Raw genomic sequence first — 19,235 nt, forward strand, 5'->3', positions numbered from 1 at the left:
TCCTAAAATACGATTTGGATTATATTGTCCCCATTTTTCCTGCGGAATAATCCTCAAAAGCCTGTTGTATTTCTTGAGGGGTGCTCATCACAAAAGGGCCATAACGTGCTACCGGTTCATTCAGAGGTTGTCCCCCAAGGATCAAAACTTCCCAGGCAAAATTTTCGGGAGCGCGAAGGCCTATACTACCTTCTCCGCCTTGGTAAAAAACTGTTTCACCCTCTACAAGATCGTGTTCTGCATCCGTATCGATTACAGTACCTGCGCCCACAAACGGGTATGCTAGAATATTATAATCTTTCGGAACAGGCACTTCTGCATAAGAACCTGGAGAAAGTTTTAAATGGAAGAATACAATTGGTGTCTGAGTTTGGATGATCGCATTGGTTCCCCAAAGATCTCCCGCAATTACTTTTGCCCAAACGCCGTCTTTTTCTGCCACTGGGAGCTCGGATGAATCCATCTCTTGATAATTCGGGGAAATAAGTTTTTTATCCCTTGGGAGATTCACCCAGATCTGGAACCCATGCATTCTTCCACCTCTGGACTGAAAATCGGCAGAAGGAAGTTCTGAATGTACGAGCCCGGCTCCTGCAGTCATCCATTGGATCCCACCTTCTTTTAATTTTCCTGAATGGCCCCAGGAATCTCTATGTTCCATTTCTCCGGATAGAAGATACGTAACGGTCTCGAAACCTCTGTGAGGATGATCTGGAGCACCTATTGCTTTGCCTGGTTCGTAAGTAACAGGTCCCATTTCATCTAAAAGTAAAAACGGGTCCCAATAAGAAAATTGCGGAACTGGGAATGGTCTGCGGACTGGAAATCCTCCACCTTCGATAGTTTTTTCGGCGATTCTTGTTCCGGTTATTCGTCTAAAACCCATATTTCCTCTCTATAGTACATTGGACTCGAAAAAGGATCCTAAGGGAATTCTTTTTAAAGAAAGAGAGAAGTTTCCATGGCGACGACTACTATTGCTTTTACTGTGCCGATTTCTTTGAGCAGAGCGTTCGATTACGTTTCTAATTTCGAACGTCTGCCTGACTGGTCGGGGAATATTCTCTCCTTTAAAAAAAATGAAAGTACTCCTAGCTTTCAAGTGAAAACCAAGTTTTGGTTTTTCTCATGTAAGTTCGAATACCAAATTTTAGAATCCAAGTATCCGAGTAGATTGGTGATACGGATCAAGAGCAGATTTTCAGATCAGACTGAGACCTTCTCCTTTTACCCCGACCCTAAAGGTTCCGATACGGATACTAAAATCCTTTTTACAAGCCAGATGGAATTATCCGGGTTTTCTAAAGTTTTTCGATCCTGGATATTCTCCAAGGCGTTCGAAAACACAAGGAAAGATATCCGAAAATTGCAAGAGATCCTTTCTCAAGGCAAAACCTTAGGAATTCGTAATTTTCAGGTCATCCATGATTGATCCTTAAAATGATCTCTAATAAGTTAAATTCTTGTGTTTTTACTTTCAAAAGTGAGAATATGCCGCATTATTTTTTAGTCTCAAATAATATCACATTTCATTATGGAAAATCTTCCTTATAGCGTCGCTCCCCTACCCGAAAACGAAGAAGAAAGGGTACAAGCATTAAAACGTTATAGAATTCTAGATACTCCTCCTGAAGAAAAATACGACGGGATCATTAAAGCTGCCTCCCTAATTTGCGGGGCTCCGATGGCATTGGTTTCTCTGATCGACTCGGAAAGGCAGTGGTTTAAAGCCCGACTGGGCATAAAGGATCAACAAACCCCAAGGCGAGAGTCCTTTTGCCAATTTGCACTTTATGAAAACAAGACCTTAATAGTAGAAGACGCTCATTTAGATCCGAGATTCAAACAAAATCCGTTCGTTGTAAACGATCCGAATATCAGATTTTATGCCGGGGCTCCATTAAGGACTCCTGATGGTTATGTTTTAGGAACATTATGTGTATTAGATACGCAGCCTAAAAAATTATCAGAGGCAGAGATACAAGCTTTAGAAGCTTTGGCAAATTCAGTGGTTTCTTTTATGGAGTTGGATGCTAAATCCCAATCACTGATCCAACTACAAGCTGTCGCGTTAGAATTACAAAAAGCTAAAGAACAATTCTTTATCAATATGAATCATGAACTTAGAACTCCAGTGCATGGTATCCTAGGAATGGTGGATCTACTACATCAAACAAGTAATTCTGAACTTCAAAAAGAATATCTAGAATCGTTAACTGAAAGTTCGGAACAACTAATCCGATTGATCAACGATGTAATCGATTTTAGTAAAGCAGAATCGGGTTCATTACATTTCAGTTTTAAAGAATTCGATTTAATATCCCTCTTGGAAAGATATGCAGAAGAAGCATCCGACAAAGCGTTCAAGAAAGGATTAGCATTCAAAACAATCTTTCCTCCTGCGAGAGAGAATATCGATGTAAAATCCGATTCTATTCGTGTAAGACAGATCCTTTCTAATTTAGTTTCTAACGCACTGAAGTTCACAGAAAAAGGCGGAGTAACCGTAGAGTTGGACTTAGAAAAAGAAAGTGAAACTGAGATCACTCTTTCTTTGAGTGTAAAAGATACGGGCATAGGCATTGAAGCACATCGTATCCCGACCTTATTCGAAGCATTCTCTCAAACTGATATTTCTATTTCTAGGAAATATGGTGGAACCGGTTTAGGACTTTCCATCTGCAAACGGATCTGTGAGGCATTGGATTGGAATATATCAGTAGAAAGTGAAGTGGGTAAAGGTTCTAAATTTATTTTAGAAATGACTCTTCCAAAAGCGAATCTTTCAGAAAAGGCCCAAATCGCTGAATCTAAAAATCGGATCCATTTCGATTTTTCCGCACATAAAGATCTGAAAATCCTAATAGCGGAAGACAATCCTGTGAACCAGAGATTGATCCAGAAGATGTTGGAAAAATTAGGATTAACTTCTTCAGTCGTTTCTAACGGAATAGACGCCTTGGCATATTGGGAAGAGAATGAAGTGGACCTTCTTCTTTTAGATATTCAAATGCCCGAGTTGAGCGGACTCGAAGTAGCTAGGATCTTAAAGAAAAAACCTAGTACCAGAAAGGTTCCTTGGATCATCGCAGTCACCGCCCATGACAGTACCGAAGACAGAAGAGCATGTGCAGAAGCCGGCATGGACGATTATTTAGGAAAACCTTTCCGGATAGAAGATTTGGGAGAAAGGATCCAAGAATTTCTAAAAGACCCTCCTTCCTCCCTGGCTTCCTGAGCTATATTAGAAAATTAGAAAGCATTCTCCTTCCGCCCTCAGTCGCAAAGGATTCCGGGTGAAATTGAACACCTTCCATTCTTTTTTTCCGATTACGAATACCCATGAGTTCAGAACCTGCATATGCAGTTCTTTCCCATTCTTTTCCTAAAGAATTCTCATCCACCACCAAAGAATGATATCTCATTACTTTCAGATCGGAAGGAAGATCTTGAAATACTCCCTTCCCGTCGGTTTTGATCTCGGAAATCTTTCCGTGCATAGGATATTCTGCTTTTATAATATTTGCACCCGCAAAATGAGCCATACCTTGCATTCCAAGACAAACTCCTAGAATAGGGATCTCTCCTCCTAATTGTTTCAGAATTTCCATAGAACAACCGAAATATTCAGGATCTTCCGGAGTTCCTGGTCCGGGAGAAAGTACAATTTTATCGTATCTATCCTTTAGGACTTTGGAAACATCTGTTTCATTCTGACGGATCACATCCAATCTAAATCTATAAGGGAACTCTTCTTCTAATATTTCTCCTATAAGTTGGAATAGATTATAGGAAAATGAATCATGGTGATCTACTAATAACACTTTCATTGAGCTGCCTCCATCGCCTTCAGGACTGCTCCTAATTTATGACCGATCTCTTGGTATTCCGCATCTGGATCTGAATCCATAACGATCCCACCTGAAGCGCGGACCACTGCCTCTTCTTCTTTTCTGAAATAACTTCGGATCGGAATACAGAAGGAACAATTCCCGTCAAATCCGAATCTTCCCACAGCTCCTCCGTAAGGTCCTCTTGGATCGTTCTCTATTCTATGAATGATCTTCATAGATTCTATTTTGGGAGCACCGCTTAACGTCCCTGTGGGAAAAGAAGAAGCTAAACCTGAAAACATATCCTGGCCTGCTCTCAAGATCCCCGAAACTTCAGTAGATAGATGTTGCACATGACTGAATCTTTTGAGAGCAAAAGAATCTCTCACTTTTACAGTTCCGAATTTAGAAACTCTTCCGAGGTCGTTTCGATGCAGATCCACAAGCATATTATGCTCCGCTATCTCTTTAGGGTCGGAAAGAAGTTGGAGTGCAAACTTCTGATCTTCTTCTTCGTTTGTTCCTCTTCTAATTGTACCTGCTAATGGAAAACTTTCAGCGAGTCCGTCTTTCAACCTAAATAGAAGTTCAGGGCTTGCTCCCAGATGGACTTCTCCGGGAAAACTCATGAAGAACATAAAAGGAGAAGGATTTATTTTCCGGACAGACCTATATAATTCGAAGTCTCCTCTTTTTCTGGTAATCGTATTCTTATCTTCTCCCACTAAAAAAGTTTTTCGAAAACCTACCTGGCATTGGAATGTATTTCCTTTTCTGATCTCTTCCAAAACTTCATCCACCATGGATCTATGCTCTTCTTTTGTTTTAGAAAAACCTAAATCGACGGATTGGAATTTTCCTTTGCCTGGAGTATTCTTTTTATAAATTTCTTCGAACAGATTATATCGATCTGTTCCGTAATGAAAATATTTGGACTCTCCAGTTCTTCTGTCCAAGAGGATACCATCTTCCATCCAAGCAAAACAGAACTTAGGAAATTTAGGATGTTCTTTTAGAAGAAGGCTTGGTTCCATATCGTTTGCGGCTTCATAGGAAAGATAACCGTATAGCCCTCCTCCGCCTGTCTCCGTATATTCTAAGAAAGATTTTCTAGGAGGAAAAATTTCAGAGAATAATTGGTATGGATTCCCTTTTCCGATCTCTTTTCCGTCACATTCTAATTTATCTCCCTTTGCTTTGAAGAGCCTCTTAGGAAAACCCGAAATAAAACTGTATCTGGAATTATCCGATTCGGGTCCGAGACTTTCGAATAGTACCGCAACCTCGGCCTCTTCCATTAATTTTTGGAAATATTCCAAGAGACCTTCTTCCTTTAATGGAAAAGGTTGAATGATTGGTCTTGGAAAAAGTGAATCTGCATCTTTTCTAATATTTTGTATGTCTATGGACATAGTCGTCTCCTTATGGTTGTTCCGGTGCGTAAATACCCGGAAATTCATTATAAAAATAGAATGTAGATATAATTAGGCCCGGGAGGGCCACCAAGAGGAGTTAGAGAATAGAAAGAAAGAAATATTGCACAAATATAAAGAAAGCTCAGACTTCCCGAACGATATCTCGAACGGGAAATCTTCGAATAATAAGATCAGCTTGTTAAGGTTAGTTCTCAACCTAAGAGCATCTCCAAATTACTTTTTCCAGGAGGAACCATAGGAAGAACCTGAAGATCCTGATCGATCGGAACAACAATCAATCCAGGCCCTTTCTCTTTCAGAAAGTTTTCCAGATCTTCTAAATTTTTTCCTTCTTCTCCCAGATCTAAACTGGAAATTCCAAAAGCATTGGCTATCTTTGAAAACTTAGAATGAGAAGGATAAGCACTGCCATTGTACCTGCTTCCGTAAAACAAATTCTGCTGCTGACGAACCAGTCCCAGATTCCGATTATCGAATATTATAATTTTAAGATCCGATTGTAGTTCGCTCAAAGTATCCAATTCCTGAATATTCATCAGTATCGATCCATCCCCGGAAAAACAAACGATCTTAGAATTTGGATCCGCAAGAGAAGCTCCAATTGCTGCAGGTAAGCCGAAGCCCATAGTGCCCAATCCACCGGAAGTCAAAAAGGTTCCACTTTTCTGAAATGGATAATATTGAGCCACCCACATCTGGTGTTGGCCTACATCGGTACTAATCCTTGCATTCGGCCCTAAAACTTTAGCAACATGTAAGATAATATCCTGAGGAGAAAAACCTTTAGAAGTAGTAACAGAATTTAATGGATATTGTTCTTTATAAGAACGTATCTGCTCTCTCCATTCTTCTCTTTTGTGAATCGGGAAATCTCCCATATTCTCTAAAAAGTATTTTAGATCGGAGCAGAATCCAAAATCAGGTCTTCTTAATTTTCCGATTTCCTTATAATCGATGTCTACATGGATTACTTTTGCATTCGGACAGAATGTTTCTAATTTTCCGGTAGCCCTATCATCGAAACGAACTCCAAATGCTAAAAGTAGATCGGACTCAAATAATAACCGATTCGTATAAGGAGCTCCGTGCATTCCAAGCATTCCTAAAGATAACTCATGAGTTTGAGAAAAAGAATCTAAACCCATCAATGTACAAACTACCGGAATATCCTGAGTTTCCGCCAATTTCAAGATCAGGTCTTCCGAGCCTGAACCCGTAACTCCTCCTCCTATATACAAAACGGGTTTTTTAGAATTTTCTAATAAAGAATAAAATCTAAGTTTATCCGCTTCAGATATAAAGATCTTAGGTGAATTTGTTTCTTCTTGAGAACTCCAAATCGATTCTATCTGGGACATAGAAAGTGAAATTGGAGAGGCTTGAACATCCTTGGGAACATCTATCCAAACTGGGCCAGGTCTTGGCCCTTCTGCAATTTGAAAAGCTTCCGGTAAAACTCGTATGAGTTCTGATACGGAACGAACTAAATAAGTTTTTTTAGTAATAGGTAATGATAATCCATAAGTATCTATCTCTTGGAATGCATCCGTTCCAATGAGAGATAAAGGCACCTGACCTGTGATTGCGACTAATGGTATAGAATCAGATTTTGCATCCGCAACAGCGGTGATCAGATTTGTAACTCCTGGGCCGGAGGATGCCAGACAAACTGCAGGTTTTTTAGTGACTCTGGCTTCTCCCTGAGCCATAAATCCACCACCTTGCTCATGTCTTGCTAGAATATGACGTATTCCACTATTATGAAGTGCATCGTATAACGGCAAATTAGCGCCGCCAGGGATCCCATATACATTATGGATCCTTCTTCTTTTTAAATAAGCAACGATCAGTTCGGCTCCATTCCCGGGAACCTTATCTTCTCGAAGCCAGGCCTTGTTTTTTTCAGTAATCGTTTCCATTTTTGCCTCACACAGTGTAGAAATAAAAAAAGCCCCCCTCGGCTTTACGCCGAGAGGGGCTTTTCGAGGATTGCTGCCTACGAAAGAACCTTAGGGCGTAAAGCCTGACCAGGGTAGCGTGACCACTACCACCATCCAGAGGACGACCCAAAGGGTTTGGTTAGACTGAAGACCTAATTTATTCATTACGTAGAAAATGACGGATAAACCGCTTAAGATATTCACGATTTACGGATAAAAATTTGCAAGAACTTTTTATCGTTGCCCAAATCGACTTCCGACGTATCATCCCTTCCCAAGGAAATAAAAATGGCAAGCGTCACTCTTAAAGGTAACCCAGTTCAACTAGAAGGAAAACTATTAGAGGTAGGAGCAAAGGCTCCCGACTTTCATGGAACGGCAAAAGACTTAAGCACCAAGTCTCTCAAAGATTATAACGGAAAAGTGAAAATCTTAGTTTCAGTCCCAAGTTTAGATACATCCGTATGCGCAATGGAAACTAAAAAGTTCCATGAAAGAGCAACAAAGTTAGATGGGATTGTAACAGTGGTTGTCTCCGGAGATCTTCCTTTTGCGATGAATCGTTTTTGCACTATGGAAGGATTAGATTCTCCGAATCTGGTAACACTTTCTCAATTCAGGGACTTCTCCTTTTCAAAAGCTTACGGAACTCATATCGCAGACGGAGGTTTACAAGGACTTTCTGCAAGAGCAGTTTTCGTTCTAGATAAGAATGATACCGTTCAATATGTGGAATTAGTTCCTGAGATCGCGAGTGAGCCGAATTACGAAGCTGCGATCGGAGCCGCTAAAAAATTAGTTTAAACGAAACATTCTTTTTAAAAAGAATGTATTCATGCAGAAGTTAAAAGGCCAGTGGAAAAGTTTATTCTTAAACTTAAACCCTGCCTTACTTCTGCTCATAGTATTTCCGCTTACCAACTGCGATAAAGATCCTTCTTCTGATCCTGAAAAATTAATCTCTTATCTTTCAAAACCTTCTTTGGCAATGTATGGAGATAGTATCGTTGCTTCCTGGCCTGTAGAGGAACAACTCTCTGATTTCAACATTGTCAAGTTTGCTACTCCCGGCATAGATACTAACAAAATCCTTAGTTCTGTGCAGAATGACAAAAATCGTTATAACGCATGTTTGTATGAAGGGGGGATTAACGATTTCCTGTTAAATTATTCTCCCACCCAAAGTCAGGTAGACGCAACCATCAACAGACAAATCCAAAGTATACAGATACTTTTGACAAGATGTGAACATGTGGTCGCATTAAATCTTTGGAATATTAAATTTCCTTGGCCCACAGTTGCCGTAGCAATGATTACCGCAGAAATGAAAGAAAAGATCAATTTCGTTCCAAGAATAGACACAGAACTAATGATCCAAGACGATATGTTAACCGATGGGAACCATCCTAATAAAAACGGATATTACATTCTTTCTAAAGCTGTCAGAGAAAAATTTAAACCATTCTTCCCCATTTTGTATCTGAATGACTAAGGCAATAAGAATGAAAATAAAAAGTCTTATAACCTTGGTTTTTTCATATTCTGTTTTTATAATTCCTTTATTGTCCGCCCCAGGAAATGAAGAAAGACCGGTACATCCGAACTTGAATCAAGAATTGGCAATATATAATAAAGTTTACATTGCAGGAACAGCAACGGATAGAACTCCCCGACAAGAGGATGGTTACGAAAGAGATAGAAAGATCTCAGCATCCGGAGAAATGAAACTTACGGATCAATTTTCAGTCACAGCAAATTATGGATATGTAGACCATTATTCCACTACCAGAAAAATTTGGAGCGGCTGGGATAGATGGGCAGTGGGTGCAAAATATTATGTAAAAACGGATTTTGCATCCTTTGGAGGTGGAATCCAATTTTTAGGGCCTTCCGTTTCCCAACCGAAAGAAGCGGACATCAATCCGGATCTATTTTTGCTCCGAGCCTATTTTGGCGGATTAAAAAGATTCGGAGCATTCTCCATGCAAGGAACTGCAAATTTTGAATCGGAAACAAATTCTTCCGGAAAAGAGACTGCTGAAGAGAACTTTAAAAGATTCTTATATTCAGGGCTAACATTCTCCTATAGCCTAGCTTCTAAAACAAATCTGCTTCTGGAATTTAGTCACAGAACTACTATATCCAATACGATTACTCCATATTCGGATTACTTTGTGATCGCCCCTGGGATCCAATACCCAACCAACCAAAACGGATATTTAACTTTTTCATTGATGTTACAGACAAGGGTCGATTCCAATATGGATCGTGGATTTAAAGTTGGATATTTATATTTTTTCGGAGATTAAAATGCAGATAGAAAGATGGATCGGCTTGTTTACTGGTGGTATTTTATTTTTTTTATCTGCATTACATGTCTACTGGGCATTCGGTGGAAAGTTAACATCAATCACTGTTATTCCGGAAACTAACGGCAAACCGACATTTGTTCCAAGCAGAGGATTAACCTTACTTGTCGCGCTTGCACTTTTTGGATTCGGAGCCGTAGCTCTTTGGGTCTCCGGAAATATTTTTTCCCCAAACAGAATAAGCGCGGTCTTCTCCTTATTAATCTCCTTTATCTTCTTAGGGAGAGCGATCGGAGATTTTCGATTGGTCGGTTATTTTAAAAAAATCAAAAATACCAAATTCGCCAAATACGATTACCTAGTTTATTCACCTGTATGTATTCTCTTGGGGACTTCGTACCTTTATCTTGGCTGGAAAAGTTTCTGATCCTATACTTTGTTTTTCCAACCAATAAATAATTTGATATAAAACAATAATTTCCTCTTTTCCAAATTTTCACTCTCTCCAGGTTAGAAGAATAGGAGAAGTATATGCAAATCTCTAAATCATTCTTTTATGAAATCCCGGTGTTATGGAGCCAATGTGATCCGAACGGCCATTTGAATGTCGGGAACTTCCAAGTATTTCTTCATGAAGGACGAATGGTTGCTTTGGAAGAAGCAGGCCTTTCTTTCTCTCAAATGAAATTAGATAACATAGGTCCAATGATCCTAAGGGGAGAAACAGATTATAAGGCAGAAATCCGTTACCCTGATACCGCTCTCATAGAAACTCAGTTCGGTGAGATCTCAGGCTCAAGATGTAAGGCATTCCAAAAATTAATCCGAAAATCCGACGGTAAAGTTTCCTGTGAATCCATCTCTCATTGTATCATGTTTGATTTTGGTAAGAAAAGACCTTGGAAATATACGGACAAGTTCCTAGAAGGATTAGGGCTTTTGGGGCGGCTCGCTCGCTAAGCTCGGATCGCGCTGCTTCGATTTCGCTAACGCTCATCCGGGCTTTGCCCGGACTAAAGATCTGCGCATCGCTGCCGCGGTTATCTTCGCTTAAGTCAAGGATTTTCTTTTTCTATAGCGATGTAGGAGCTCCTACAAATTCAGTCGGAATTAATAGTTGTAAATTTTAAGATTTTATGATAAAGGAAAAACGGCTTCTCCCACGAGCCCACCTCCTCCACCCGAACCAGGGTGGGGGCCGTTTTCAAAACGATGTAGGAACTCCGACTAAATCCAAATAATTAAAAAGGTTCTTCGCGAAGAAAACCTCTGTGTGCTCCGTGAGAAACTTGTTTGTCCATTTTTCGTTCAGGCGGAGATCACAGAGGTTTTCCCTTCCTTATGAGCCGCCGCGGGTTTCTGTACTTTCTTATGCAACGGGTCCTTTTAAATTTGACTTCGCTTCGCTTCAGTCACCGACTCGCTACGCGGTCGTTACCTCGCTCCCTAGGGGTCGCTGCGGTAGGGATACGGAGGGCGTAAGTCCGGCTTGCCGGATAAGCGCGGATGCGCGAACCCGTAGTAGCCCGGTCCGAACGAAGTGAGGAACCGCCCATAAAAAAAGCCCTCCGAAGAGGGCTTTCAAATCGAAGAAAGTAGAAGATGTTTTTAAACGAAGAACTTCTTAGTGAATTGAAGCATTTTATCCACAAAACCTGTGTAAGGTGGATATAACATTTCAATCGAAGAGAAAGGAGCTTGTTTGAATACTGACTTCTCGTGAGAGAATGTTCTGAATCCATACCAGCCGTGATAACTTCCGTGTCCGGAATGATTGATCCCTCCGAATGGTAGGTTCGGGTTCGCCAAATGTACGATAACGTCATTCACCGCAGCTCCTCCGGAAGATGTTTCCTTGAGAACCTTGTTGATATGTTTGTTATTGCTTCCGAATACATAGAGTGCGAGTGGTTTTGGTTTAGAAAGAACCTTCTCCACTGCTTCATCCAAGTTTTTGTAAGTTAAGATCGGAAGAACCGGTCCAAAGATCTCGTCTTCCATGATTCTTGCATTCGCTGGAACATCGGCAATCAATGTAGGCTCTATATAGTTTTGAGAAGAATCTGTTTCTCCTCCCATCACTACTTTTCCACCTTTTTCAACTGCTTCGTGGATGTATCCGGAAACTCTTTGGAAATTCCTTTGGTTTACCAAACGACAGAAGTCTTTGTTGTTCTTGATATCCGCAGAACTTTCTCCATAGAAAGATTTTACAGCAGCCTTCGCTTGTTTTACGAATTCTTCTGTTTGTCCTTCAGGAAGAAGAAGATAGTCAGGCGCCACGCAGGTTTGTCCCGCGTTCATGATCTTTCCCCATACCAATTTCTGAGCTGCCTTTTTCAAGTTTGCTCCAGGTACGATGATAGCAGGAGATTTTCCTCCCAACTCTAAAGTTACTGTAGAGAGATTTTTAGCAGCAGCTGCCATAACGATCTTTCCTACATGAGTACTTCCTGTGAAGAAGATATGATCGAATGGTAACTCCATAAGAGCAGTAGAAACCGTATGATCTCCTTCAAATACTGCAACTTCTCCTTCTTGGAAGGTTTCTTTTACCAGTCTAGTGAGTAATTTAGAAGTTTCTGGTGTGAACTCAGAAGGTTTGATGATCGCCGTGTTTCCTGCCGCAAGAGCCGCAGTTAAAGGTGCAATTGCAAGATAGAATGGATAGTTCCAAGGAGAAATGATCAGTGTTACTCCCTTTGGTTCATATGAAATGGAACTTCTTGCTCCGAAAAGTGAAACTGGAGTTTTTACCCTTTCAGGTTTCATCCAAGTTTTTACATGTCTGATCGCGTCTTTTAGCTCCGCGATAGAAGGCATAACTTCAGTCAGATCCGTTTCGTGAGGAGCTTTTCTGAAATCGTTTTGTAAAGCCTGTTTGATCTCTGGGGTCAGTCTTTCTACTGCTGCCAGTAATTTTTTCAATAATACGACTCGATCCTTGGCTTTGGATACTTTCAGAACCTTATGAAAATGACGTTTTTGGACATCGAATACTCTTTGCATCTCCTTAGGGTTCGCAGCGGGAAATGAAGCCGTTCCGCTGGAAGCGGGAGAGACTGAGCTCGCCGGTTGTGTAGCTGTGCTGGACATGAGGGATCTCCTAAGTTCTAACATTCTTCCGGATGATCCGGACTGGTAGAGAACCAAGGTATAATTTCATCAAATTCAGGATTTTGATGCAACCTTTTTATTGAATGATCATTCCGTAACTTTCAGAGAAAATTTCCCCTACCTGGACCCAAGTCGCTTTTTATTCTACCTGTTATGATAAGAATTTTCCTACTTGAACAAGTGATAGATTAGTCCAAAAGGACTATTTTACATTGACGTTTTTGGAAATTTATTTCTGACAAGAATTGTAAGATAAATTTTTCTTTCAGTTTTTTTTTCAAAGTTTGATCCGTATAATTCGCTTAGCAGAATCTTATTTTTCATATATAAGTTTCGCTAATTCTTGACAGAGACCACTAACGTTTTTCAGAGTTACATGATATGAGCCAAGGGAAAACCCTAGAACTTTTCCATCACAAAGACCAAGGTATATTCAGTAATCTGAAGGACCTGAATCATCCTATTTCGGAAAACATCCCGTTTCATTTTAAATTTTTTAATCTTACGGAGAATGTGGATAGCATTCTCTCCAAGACGTTAGATCGTTATCTTTTACATTTGGATATCATATTCGTAAGAGATTCTGTTCTTGCGGCTATGAAAGAAACCATCACTAACACTATCAAAGCAAATATCAAAAGGATCTATTTTAGAGAACTCCAAGCTGATATACAAAATCCAAGTGTGTATCGTAGCAAGATCACCGGTTTTAAACAAACTTATCTGGATAATAAGGAGAAGTATGAAGATCTTCTCTTTAAGAACAATTATGTTGTTCTAGTTTCCTTCATTCATAACAAGGACGCAATCCGCATCCGAGTGATGAATAATGTAAAACTCAGCCCGGAAGAAGTAGATCGTATCAATGAAAGGATCGAAAAAGCAAAAACTTATAACGATCTTGCAGAAGCATTTTTAGAAAAAGGCGACGAAACAGAAGGTGCAGGCCTTGGACTCATCATGACACTGATGATGTTGAAAAACGACGGTCTAGGTGCGAGTTCCTATAAGGTGGAAAGCCAAGGTAATAATACTTCTGTCATTATCGATATTCCTATTCGCATTCAAAAAGAGAATGTTCAGATCCAAAAGGCAGAAGAGATCATCAAAGAAGTAGACCAACTTCCTACATTCCCTAAAGCGATCCAAGACATTCAATCTGCTATTGACAAACCGAATTCAAGTATCGGTCAGATCGCAGAGATGGTCAAAAAAGACGTGGCCCTTGCCGCAAACATTCTGAAATTATCCAACTCAGCAGCATTCCGTAGAGGAAACAAAGTAGAATCTTTGGATAGAGCGATCCAGCTCATCGGTTTGAAAGAGTTACAGGTTTTATTATATTCTCTTGGAACAAAACAGATCTTAGAGAACAAGTTCCCTGCATTCTTAACGATCTGGGAAAAATCCAATCAGTGTGCGTACTACTGTAAATTGATCGCTCAAAGATTGAATCTTCCTAAGGACTCAATGAGTAATCTGATGTCGGCGGCACTTCTTCATGATATAGGAGAGATCATTCTTCTTTCCTTGGAACAAGAGCGTATGGGAAAGATCCAGAATTATTCCGCATCCAAAGAGATCGCTTCTTCACTTTCTATGGAAGAAGCTGCATTCGGTATTACTCATACTAAGATCGGTGCACTCATCGCTGAAAAATGGAATTTCCCTGAGTTATATTCCAAAACCATGGAATACCATCATAGACCTCAATTGGCGGAAGAACAATATAAGGAGATCATCTTCCCTATTTACCTGGGAGATATGATGATCAAGATCAATAACGAAGAAGCTAAGTTCTCCGAGATCCCTGAAGAAGTACTGAAACATTGTAAATTTTTCTCTTCCGGAGATTTCCATTCTTTCCGGACCAAAGCTTTAGAAAGTTTCCAAGCTACTCTTTGATTCGCCGGTACTCCGGCAATTAGAGATTTCTTTCGAACAAAGTACCAAAAATAGTATTAGCCGAAGGTTCTAGTAATCTAAACCTTCGGGCGTATTGCTTATTGGGGGGATATCGGCATAATCATGACATCCGTATGGGTGCATCTATGACAAAAAAAATCCTAACATGCTTTGTAGCCTCTCTCAGTATCTCTTTCGCGTCCTGTACATCTTCCAGCGATCCTAATTACGCATGGTTGATGAGTCTTGTAGCAGGAGCCACTGCGGTCGAGGCTCCTTCCGGTCCTACTGATTTCGGAATCGATATAAATGACGAGACTGCTCCGGTTGATTTCGTATTCGATACTACTCGCACAATCACAGTAAACGTACAAGTAATAGATCCTGTAGCTCCTGTGAACGGTTCCATGGTGCAGGTTACTGTACCTTCTGCCACACCTGGCGCTACTAGTAATAAATCCGTTTTTAAAGCTTATACAAATCCAAGCGGAGAAGTTACCGGTAGTTTTACAATAGATGGAGATACTAAAACAGTTCATCTAGCTGTAGAAGCTTATGGTAAGTTTTACGAAGCGGATATTTCGATCGTAAACGTAAGTAAGGTGGATCGTAGAATTTCGATCGGATTTACCGCTACCACCACCCAGATCATAGATACGGATGGGGACGGTGTACAGGATTTCGAAGATGTATTCCCGAATGATCCTACAAGAGTGAGTTCGATCCGTGTTCCTGCAGAAGATTATTATACTACTTCGTATGAGGACTTATTCCCTAAACAAGGAGATGCGGATTTCAACGACTATGTGATCCGTTCTTATTTTGAAGAAGATCTAAATAAATTCGGTGAAGTAGTAAGAGTAAGAGGATATTTCACTCATGTTGCTAAAGGAGCCGGGTATAATCATACTCTTCGTTTCGGATTGCCAGGAGCAAGTGTAACAAGTTATTCACTTCTACGCTATGCAGCCGACGGAACCACCTTGGAAGAAAACTTAAGTGGAACTCCAACATCGATCTCAGATCTGGAAATTTTAGGAAATAGCTCTACTACAATTTCTAAATCGAACGCTTCCAAAACGGATACCGTTTTTGTAAAAGGTAAAACTGCAAAATTAGAAGTAATCCTTTCCGCGCCTATTTCCAAACTGGTGCTCGGACCTGCTCCTTATGATACATTCATCAGAGTGATCAACACCGGTAAGGATATACACGCTGCAGGGAAATATTTCGATGCAGAAGGTAAGGACATCTATAGAGATGCTACCGGTTTCCCTTGGGTACTTCTTGTGCCTGGAAACTTCCAATGGCCTTACGAAGCTACTGATATACGTAACTCCTATCCTACTTTCAAAACTTGGTATGAATCTCTTGGAACCACCAATACTGATTGGTTCCGAACTCCGAATACTTCGGAAGTGTTTCCGGCTACGCCCTAATTTGGGACTCCTGAAAGAGTAAAAGCAACCTCCCCCTTCCCTCATTCGGCCGAGGGGAGGGGTTTTTTTCTTTTCGAGCCATAAGCCGGACTATATCCTGAACTTTAAGTGGCTTCAGGACTCCTCAAACGAAAAGACACCAAACAAACAGGTTCATACTCCGGTAAGGAGCAGGCCTCTAAATTCCTATCTCTCGTAGAAGAGATATCCCCTATCGTAGCCTTGGACGAAAACAATATAGTCCGATTCGCAAACGCATCCTTTAAAAAAGAATTCAGGCTTAGATTTGCAAACCCAGCAGGTAAAAACCTATTCAATCTGTTAAGATTGGATTCAAAAGAAGAAGCTAACCTGAGAGAGAATCTTCACAAGGCTCTCAAAACAAAATTACAAAACCAGGAATTCAAAAAGGGAAAGAAGTCTTACGGATATTCTATCTTTAGATTCAAAGATAGCCTGGGTATGATCTTAAAAGATATTACAGAGAACAAAAAGTTAGAGAAGAAGATCGCGACTCTCCACACTCAAGTCCTCGCCTCCCAAGAAGAAGAAAGATCCAGACTCGCAAGGGAACTTCATGACGGGGTCGGACAACTCATACTCGCGGCAAAATTACATTTCCAAGCCTATCAAAAATCGGAGAAGGAACATCCAGAATCTTTCGGCTCCGGCCTAGGGCTCATCGATAGAGCCAGCCAAGAACTCCGCGATATTTACACAAATTTGCAACCTTCTTCTTTAAAAGAACTTGGGCTGGAAGCTGCACTAAACTCTCTAGCGAACCAAATTTTCCCGATACAAAAAATTAAAGTAAAATCAGAGTTTAGAGTCCCGGAAAAAATTCCACAGGAAATACAGAACCAAGTTTTCAGAATATTACAGGAAATTTGTGCAAACATTCTGAAACATTCCCAAGCAAATAAAGTGGAGTTAAAGATCTTTTCGGAGAAAGATACCCTAGTAGTTTCTGCAAAAGATAACGGAAAAGGATTTAAAGAAAAAGAAGCCAGAATAAAATCTACCGGATACGGATTGGAAAATATTCGGAGAAGAACAGAGGACCTGAACGGTACTCTTTTTTTAGAAACGGAACCTAATAAAGGTACTCAATATGTGCTTAGGATCCCGTTAAAAAAACGTTCCAAGGAGAAAGTATGAACGCCCAACCCTCCGTTTGCAAACTCTATCTTGTAGACGACCACGCAATCTTAAGAGAAGGTCTTAGACTGATCATTTCCGGACAAAACGATCTGGAAATCATCGGAGAAAACGGAAACGCCGAACAGGCGCTAGACGAGATCGGGAAATTAGAACCGGACATTCTGATCACTGATATCTCCATGCCGGGAGTGAGCGGTATCGATCTAGTCAAGGGAGTCAAAAGATACTATCCTAAAGTTCAGGTGATCATTCTATCTAGACATGATAACGAAGAGTACATCCAAAAACTGGTAGATCTTGGCATCAATGGTTACGTTCTAAAAGACGACGCGGGAGAAGATCTACTTAGAGCAATCGACGCTGTCCGCAGAAAAGAAACGTACTTAAGCCCAAGGATCGCAACCAGAGTTCTTTCCGGGATCGGAAAGAAAAAAACAGGAGAACTTCAGGAAGAAGGTCCGTCCGTATTCTCAGTACTTTCCGATAGAGAAAGACAGATCCTAAAATTGATCTCCGAGGGGAATTCCAACGAGAAGATAGGGAAACTTCTTCATATCTCACCTGCAACCGTAAAGGTACATAGAGCAAACATCATGAAGAAGCTGGACTTACATAAGGTGGCGGACTTAGTAGTCTACGCAATCCGTGCAGGTATTGTAGAGAGTTAATTTCTAACGCAGAGTAAACTTTTAGGCTGATCGCATCCATCCGAGAAGCCTTGGTTGAACCCCCCGATGGTATTGTCCGCGGGGGCTCCATATTCCCCGAATTCCCCACCTGTGCCATTACCCCATCCAAGACAGGTATCTCCTACCCCAAAAGTCATACTGATACCCGTCCAATAGTTTCCAGCGCCAGGAATTCCAGTCGCGCTATCCATGGGATCCACAGGGATTCCGGAACCATTTGTATGAAAGATAAGAGTCTGTCCAGGATCCATCGCGTAATAACTCGTATTTGGAAATAAGGGCCAGCCGGTCCCCCCAGGAACTCTGGAAGAAGAAGCAATCAATGCACCATATTCCAAAGCGGAACCAGGCAAACTAGGAACCTCTGCGGTCTTTGCATTTTGACAGATCAAATCCGCACCTGCAACTCCTCCTAAGGCACCGGTATTGGTGGAAGTAGTAACAAACAGATAACGTGTTTTGCCTAGAATTCCTAAAAGAATAAGCTCATCTCCACCAGGAAACGGCTTGGAGCAAGCCGAGCTAAAAAGCCCGGAAAGAAGAAGGACCAAAGAATAAATTCGAAGAGCCATGTTCAAAAGCTCCTTGTGTATTGGACTTCCCATCTGTTCTGAGAAAATCCAGTATTTGCAAAAGTATTTTGATTTCCGCCTCTATCAGGACTCACCTTGAACTGGACAGTATCTCCTTGTGGAAGTTTATTTTCCAACCAAAGAGAAAGCGCAACACTTAGGATCGCAACTCCACCGATGAGAGCCTGATTGTTTTGGTGCATTTCATATTCTTTCTTATCATTCTCACGTGCCTGCCAAAGATAAAGAGTTAATGAAGAAGGTAGATTTAAACTTAAGATCCCGATATTCATCGGATCGTTTAACGGCTTCGAGGCGAGGATATTCCCGGCTTCCCTTTCGGAGTTTCCAAGGTAAGCAAGCACTCCAAACCAAGTCCAGATACTGTAGGACTTCCAACGATCTCCTTTGGAATAATATCCTGTTCCAGGCATCCAAACAAGCTTAGAAGTTTTAGTTCCTTTGCTCGCTTCTTCTTTTTCCGCCAAGGCGACTGCCTTAGGGCGGTCCTGCTCGACTTTAAAATTAGTCCAAGGTGTGTAAGAAGAAGGTTTTCCGAACCTGTTCAATGCAGCGATCCTATATTCATAGGTTCCTGCTTCTAAGGAGAACTCGATCTCGTTCTCGGAGACTTTCTTTTCTAAAAATAATTCTTGAGGAGGTTCTGTTTTTCGGACTTCTACCACGTAACCGCGGCTTCCCTTAACCTCTTTCCATTCTATATAATATACGAAACTTTTTTTCTCGGCAAATACGCCGGAAGAAATGGAAAAGAATATTAGAATAAACTGATATACAATAGCGAAAGTTTTTCCGCGGAACAAGAACATGCCT

Annotated in this window: 18 protein-coding genes; 11 read left to right on the top strand and 7 right to left on the bottom strand. The window is 40.8% G+C overall.

The genetic code is table 11. The features are described from left to right. Nucleotides 1-19: 19 nt before the first annotated feature. Nucleotides 20-886 (bottom strand): pirin family protein, encoded by an 867-nt coding sequence (locus tag EHO65_RS00915; RefSeq protein ID WP_135772374.1) that lies wholly within the window; start codon nt 884-886, stop codon nt 20-22. Between the two features lie 75 nt (nt 887-961). Here EHO65_RS00915 and EHO65_RS00920 point away from each other — a divergent pair, with 75 nt between their 5' ends. Then, entirely contained in the window at nt 962-1,432 is a 471-nt protein-coding gene (locus EHO65_RS00920; protein ID WP_135772375.1) for an LIC13081 family protein, read from the top strand. A gap of 102 nt (nt 1,433-1,534) precedes the next feature. Continuing rightward, nucleotides 1,535-3,238 (top strand): hybrid sensor histidine kinase/response regulator, encoded by a 1,704-nt coding sequence (locus EHO65_RS00925; RefSeq protein ID WP_135772376.1) that lies wholly within the window; start codon nt 1,535-1,537, stop codon nt 3,236-3,238. Between the two features lies 1 nt (nt 3,239). On the opposite strand, the gene EHO65_RS00930 is transcribed toward EHO65_RS00925, so the two are convergent. The 3 genes from EHO65_RS00930 to ilvB form a co-directional block, all read right to left on the bottom strand. Then, nucleotides 3,240-3,830, bottom strand: a complete 591-nt coding sequence (locus EHO65_RS00930) for an anthranilate synthase component II (RefSeq protein ID WP_135772377.1) — start codon at nt 3,828-3,830, stop codon at nt 3,240-3,242. Then, nucleotides 3,827-5,245 (bottom strand): anthranilate synthase component I family protein, encoded by a 1,419-nt coding sequence (locus EHO65_RS00935; protein ID WP_135772378.1) that lies wholly within the window; start codon nt 5,243-5,245, stop codon nt 3,827-3,829. The genes EHO65_RS00930 and EHO65_RS00935 overlap by 4 nt, the downstream gene beginning before the upstream one ends. Nucleotides 5,246-5,460: 215 nt before the next feature. After that, nucleotides 5,461-7,188 (bottom strand): biosynthetic-type acetolactate synthase large subunit, encoded by a 1,728-nt coding sequence (gene ilvB / locus EHO65_RS00940; RefSeq protein WP_135772379.1) that lies wholly within the window; start codon nt 7,186-7,188, stop codon nt 5,461-5,463. Nucleotides 7,189-7,497: 309 nt separating this feature from the next. Between ilvB and tpx the strand changes: the two genes are divergently transcribed. From tpx to EHO65_RS00965, 5 genes are all read left to right on the top strand, one after another. Then, nucleotides 7,498-8,013 (top strand): thiol peroxidase, encoded by a 516-nt coding sequence (tpx, locus tag EHO65_RS00945; RefSeq protein WP_086448258.1) that lies wholly within the window; start codon nt 7,498-7,500, stop codon nt 8,011-8,013. A gap of 31 nt (nt 8,014-8,044) precedes the next feature. Next, nucleotides 8,045-8,701: an SGNH/GDSL hydrolase family protein gene (locus EHO65_RS00950; RefSeq protein WP_135772380.1), complete on the top strand. Its 657-nt coding sequence runs from the start codon at nt 8,045-8,047 to the stop codon at nt 8,699-8,701. 10 nt (nt 8,702-8,711) lie between these two features. Beyond that, the gene (locus EHO65_RS00955; protein ID WP_135772381.1) at nt 8,712-9,518 is read left to right on the top strand and encodes a hypothetical protein; all 807 of its coding nucleotides are present in this window, start codon (nt 8,712-8,714) and stop codon (nt 9,516-9,518) included. Nucleotide 9,519: 1 nt separating this feature from the next. Then, complete coding sequence (locus tag EHO65_RS00960; RefSeq protein ID WP_135772382.1) at nt 9,520-9,945, top strand: DUF3995 domain-containing protein; 426 nt, start codon at nt 9,520-9,522, stop codon at nt 9,943-9,945. A 104-nt stretch (nt 9,946-10,049) separates the two neighbouring features. Then, complete coding sequence (locus EHO65_RS00965; protein WP_135772383.1) at nt 10,050-10,478, top strand: acyl-CoA thioesterase; 429 nt, start codon at nt 10,050-10,052, stop codon at nt 10,476-10,478. Nucleotides 10,479-11,126: 648 nt separating this feature from the next. On the opposite strand, the gene EHO65_RS00970 is transcribed toward EHO65_RS00965, so the two are convergent. Further along, the gene (locus tag EHO65_RS00970; RefSeq protein ID WP_135772384.1) at nt 11,127-12,614 is read right to left on the bottom strand and encodes an aldehyde dehydrogenase family protein; all 1,488 of its coding nucleotides are present in this window, start codon (nt 12,612-12,614) and stop codon (nt 11,127-11,129) included. 402 nt (nt 12,615-13,016) lie between these two features. Between EHO65_RS00970 and EHO65_RS00975 the strand changes: the two genes are divergently transcribed. From EHO65_RS00975 to EHO65_RS00990, 4 genes are all read left to right on the top strand, one after another. Further along, the gene (locus tag EHO65_RS00975; protein ID WP_135772385.1) at nt 13,017-14,540 is read left to right on the top strand and encodes an HDOD domain-containing protein; all 1,524 of its coding nucleotides are present in this window, start codon (nt 13,017-13,019) and stop codon (nt 14,538-14,540) included. Nucleotides 14,541-14,686: 146 nt separating this feature from the next. Then, nucleotides 14,687-15,979 carry an LruC domain-containing protein gene (locus tag EHO65_RS00980; protein ID WP_135772386.1) on the top strand — a complete coding sequence of 431 codons (1,293 nt, stop codon included), beginning with the start codon at nt 14,687-14,689 and terminating at the stop codon, nt 15,977-15,979. A gap of 108 nt (nt 15,980-16,087) precedes the next feature. Continuing rightward, nucleotides 16,088-17,137: a PAS domain-containing sensor histidine kinase gene (locus tag EHO65_RS00985; RefSeq protein WP_135772387.1), complete on the top strand. Its 1,050-nt coding sequence runs from the start codon at nt 16,088-16,090 to the stop codon at nt 17,135-17,137. Further along, nucleotides 17,134-17,808 carry a response regulator gene (locus tag EHO65_RS00990; protein ID WP_100724404.1) on the top strand — a complete coding sequence of 225 codons (675 nt, stop codon included), beginning with the start codon at nt 17,134-17,136 and terminating at the stop codon, nt 17,806-17,808. Before EHO65_RS00985 ends, EHO65_RS00990 begins: the two co-directional genes overlap by 4 nt. Here EHO65_RS00990 and EHO65_RS00995 read toward each other — a convergent pair. Beyond that, complete coding sequence (locus EHO65_RS00995) at nt 17,805-18,401, bottom strand: DUF1554 domain-containing protein (protein ID WP_135772388.1); 597 nt, start codon at nt 18,399-18,401, stop codon at nt 17,805-17,807. The genes EHO65_RS00990 and EHO65_RS00995 overlap by 4 nt on opposite strands. Before the next feature lie 2 nt (nt 18,402-18,403). Then, nucleotides 18,404-19,231: a fibronectin type III domain-containing protein gene (locus EHO65_RS01000; protein WP_135772389.1), complete on the bottom strand. Its 828-nt coding sequence runs from the start codon at nt 19,229-19,231 to the stop codon at nt 18,404-18,406. Nucleotides 19,232-19,235: the final 4 nt, after the last annotated feature.

The organism is Leptospira andrefontaineae (assembly GCF_004770105.1).
Classification (GTDB): Bacteria; Spirochaetota; Leptospiria; order Leptospirales; family Leptospiraceae; genus Leptospira_B; species Leptospira_B andrefontaineae.

Coding starts and splice junctions, on each gene's coding strand:
- EHO65_RS00915 (WP_135772374.1), bottom strand. CDS start 886: ATGGGTTTTAGACGAATAACCGGAACAAGAATCGCCGAAAAAACTATC.
- EHO65_RS00920 (WP_135772375.1), top strand. CDS start 962: ATGGCGACGACTACTATTGCTTTTACTGTGCCGATTTCTTTGAGCAGA.
- EHO65_RS00925 (WP_135772376.1), top strand. CDS start 1,535: ATGGAAAATCTTCCTTATAGCGTCGCTCCCCTACCCGAAAACGAAGAA.
- EHO65_RS00930 (WP_135772377.1), bottom strand. CDS start 3,830: ATGAAAGTGTTATTAGTAGATCACCATGATTCATTTTCCTATAATCTA.
- EHO65_RS00935 (WP_135772378.1), bottom strand. CDS start 5,245: ATGTCCATAGACATACAAAATATTAGAAAAGATGCAGATTCACTTTTT.
- ilvB (WP_135772379.1), bottom strand. CDS start 7,188: ATGGAAACGATTACTGAAAAAAACAAGGCCTGGCTTCGAGAAGATAAG.
- tpx (WP_086448258.1), top strand. CDS start 7,498: ATGGCAAGCGTCACTCTTAAAGGTAACCCAGTTCAACTAGAAGGAAAA.
- EHO65_RS00950 (WP_135772380.1), top strand. CDS start 8,045: ATGCAGAAGTTAAAAGGCCAGTGGAAAAGTTTATTCTTAAACTTAAAC.
- EHO65_RS00955 (WP_135772381.1), top strand. CDS start 8,712: ATGAAAATAAAAAGTCTTATAACCTTGGTTTTTTCATATTCTGTTTTT.
- EHO65_RS00960 (WP_135772382.1), top strand. CDS start 9,520: ATGCAGATAGAAAGATGGATCGGCTTGTTTACTGGTGGTATTTTATTT.
- EHO65_RS00965 (WP_135772383.1), top strand. CDS start 10,050: ATGCAAATCTCTAAATCATTCTTTTATGAAATCCCGGTGTTATGGAGC.
- EHO65_RS00970 (WP_135772384.1), bottom strand. CDS start 12,614: ATGTCCAGCACAGCTACACAACCGGCGAGCTCAGTCTCTCCCGCTTCC.
- EHO65_RS00975 (WP_135772385.1), top strand. CDS start 13,017: ATGAGCCAAGGGAAAACCCTAGAACTTTTCCATCACAAAGACCAAGGT.
- EHO65_RS00980 (WP_135772386.1), top strand. CDS start 14,687: ATGACAAAAAAAATCCTAACATGCTTTGTAGCCTCTCTCAGTATCTCT.
- EHO65_RS00990 (WP_100724404.1), top strand. CDS start 17,134: ATGAACGCCCAACCCTCCGTTTGCAAACTCTATCTTGTAGACGACCAC.
- EHO65_RS00995 (WP_135772388.1), bottom strand. CDS start 18,401: ATGGCTCTTCGAATTTATTCTTTGGTCCTTCTTCTTTCCGGGCTTTTT.
- EHO65_RS01000 (WP_135772389.1), bottom strand. CDS start 19,231: ATGTTCTTGTTCCGCGGAAAAACTTTCGCTATTGTATATCAGTTTATT.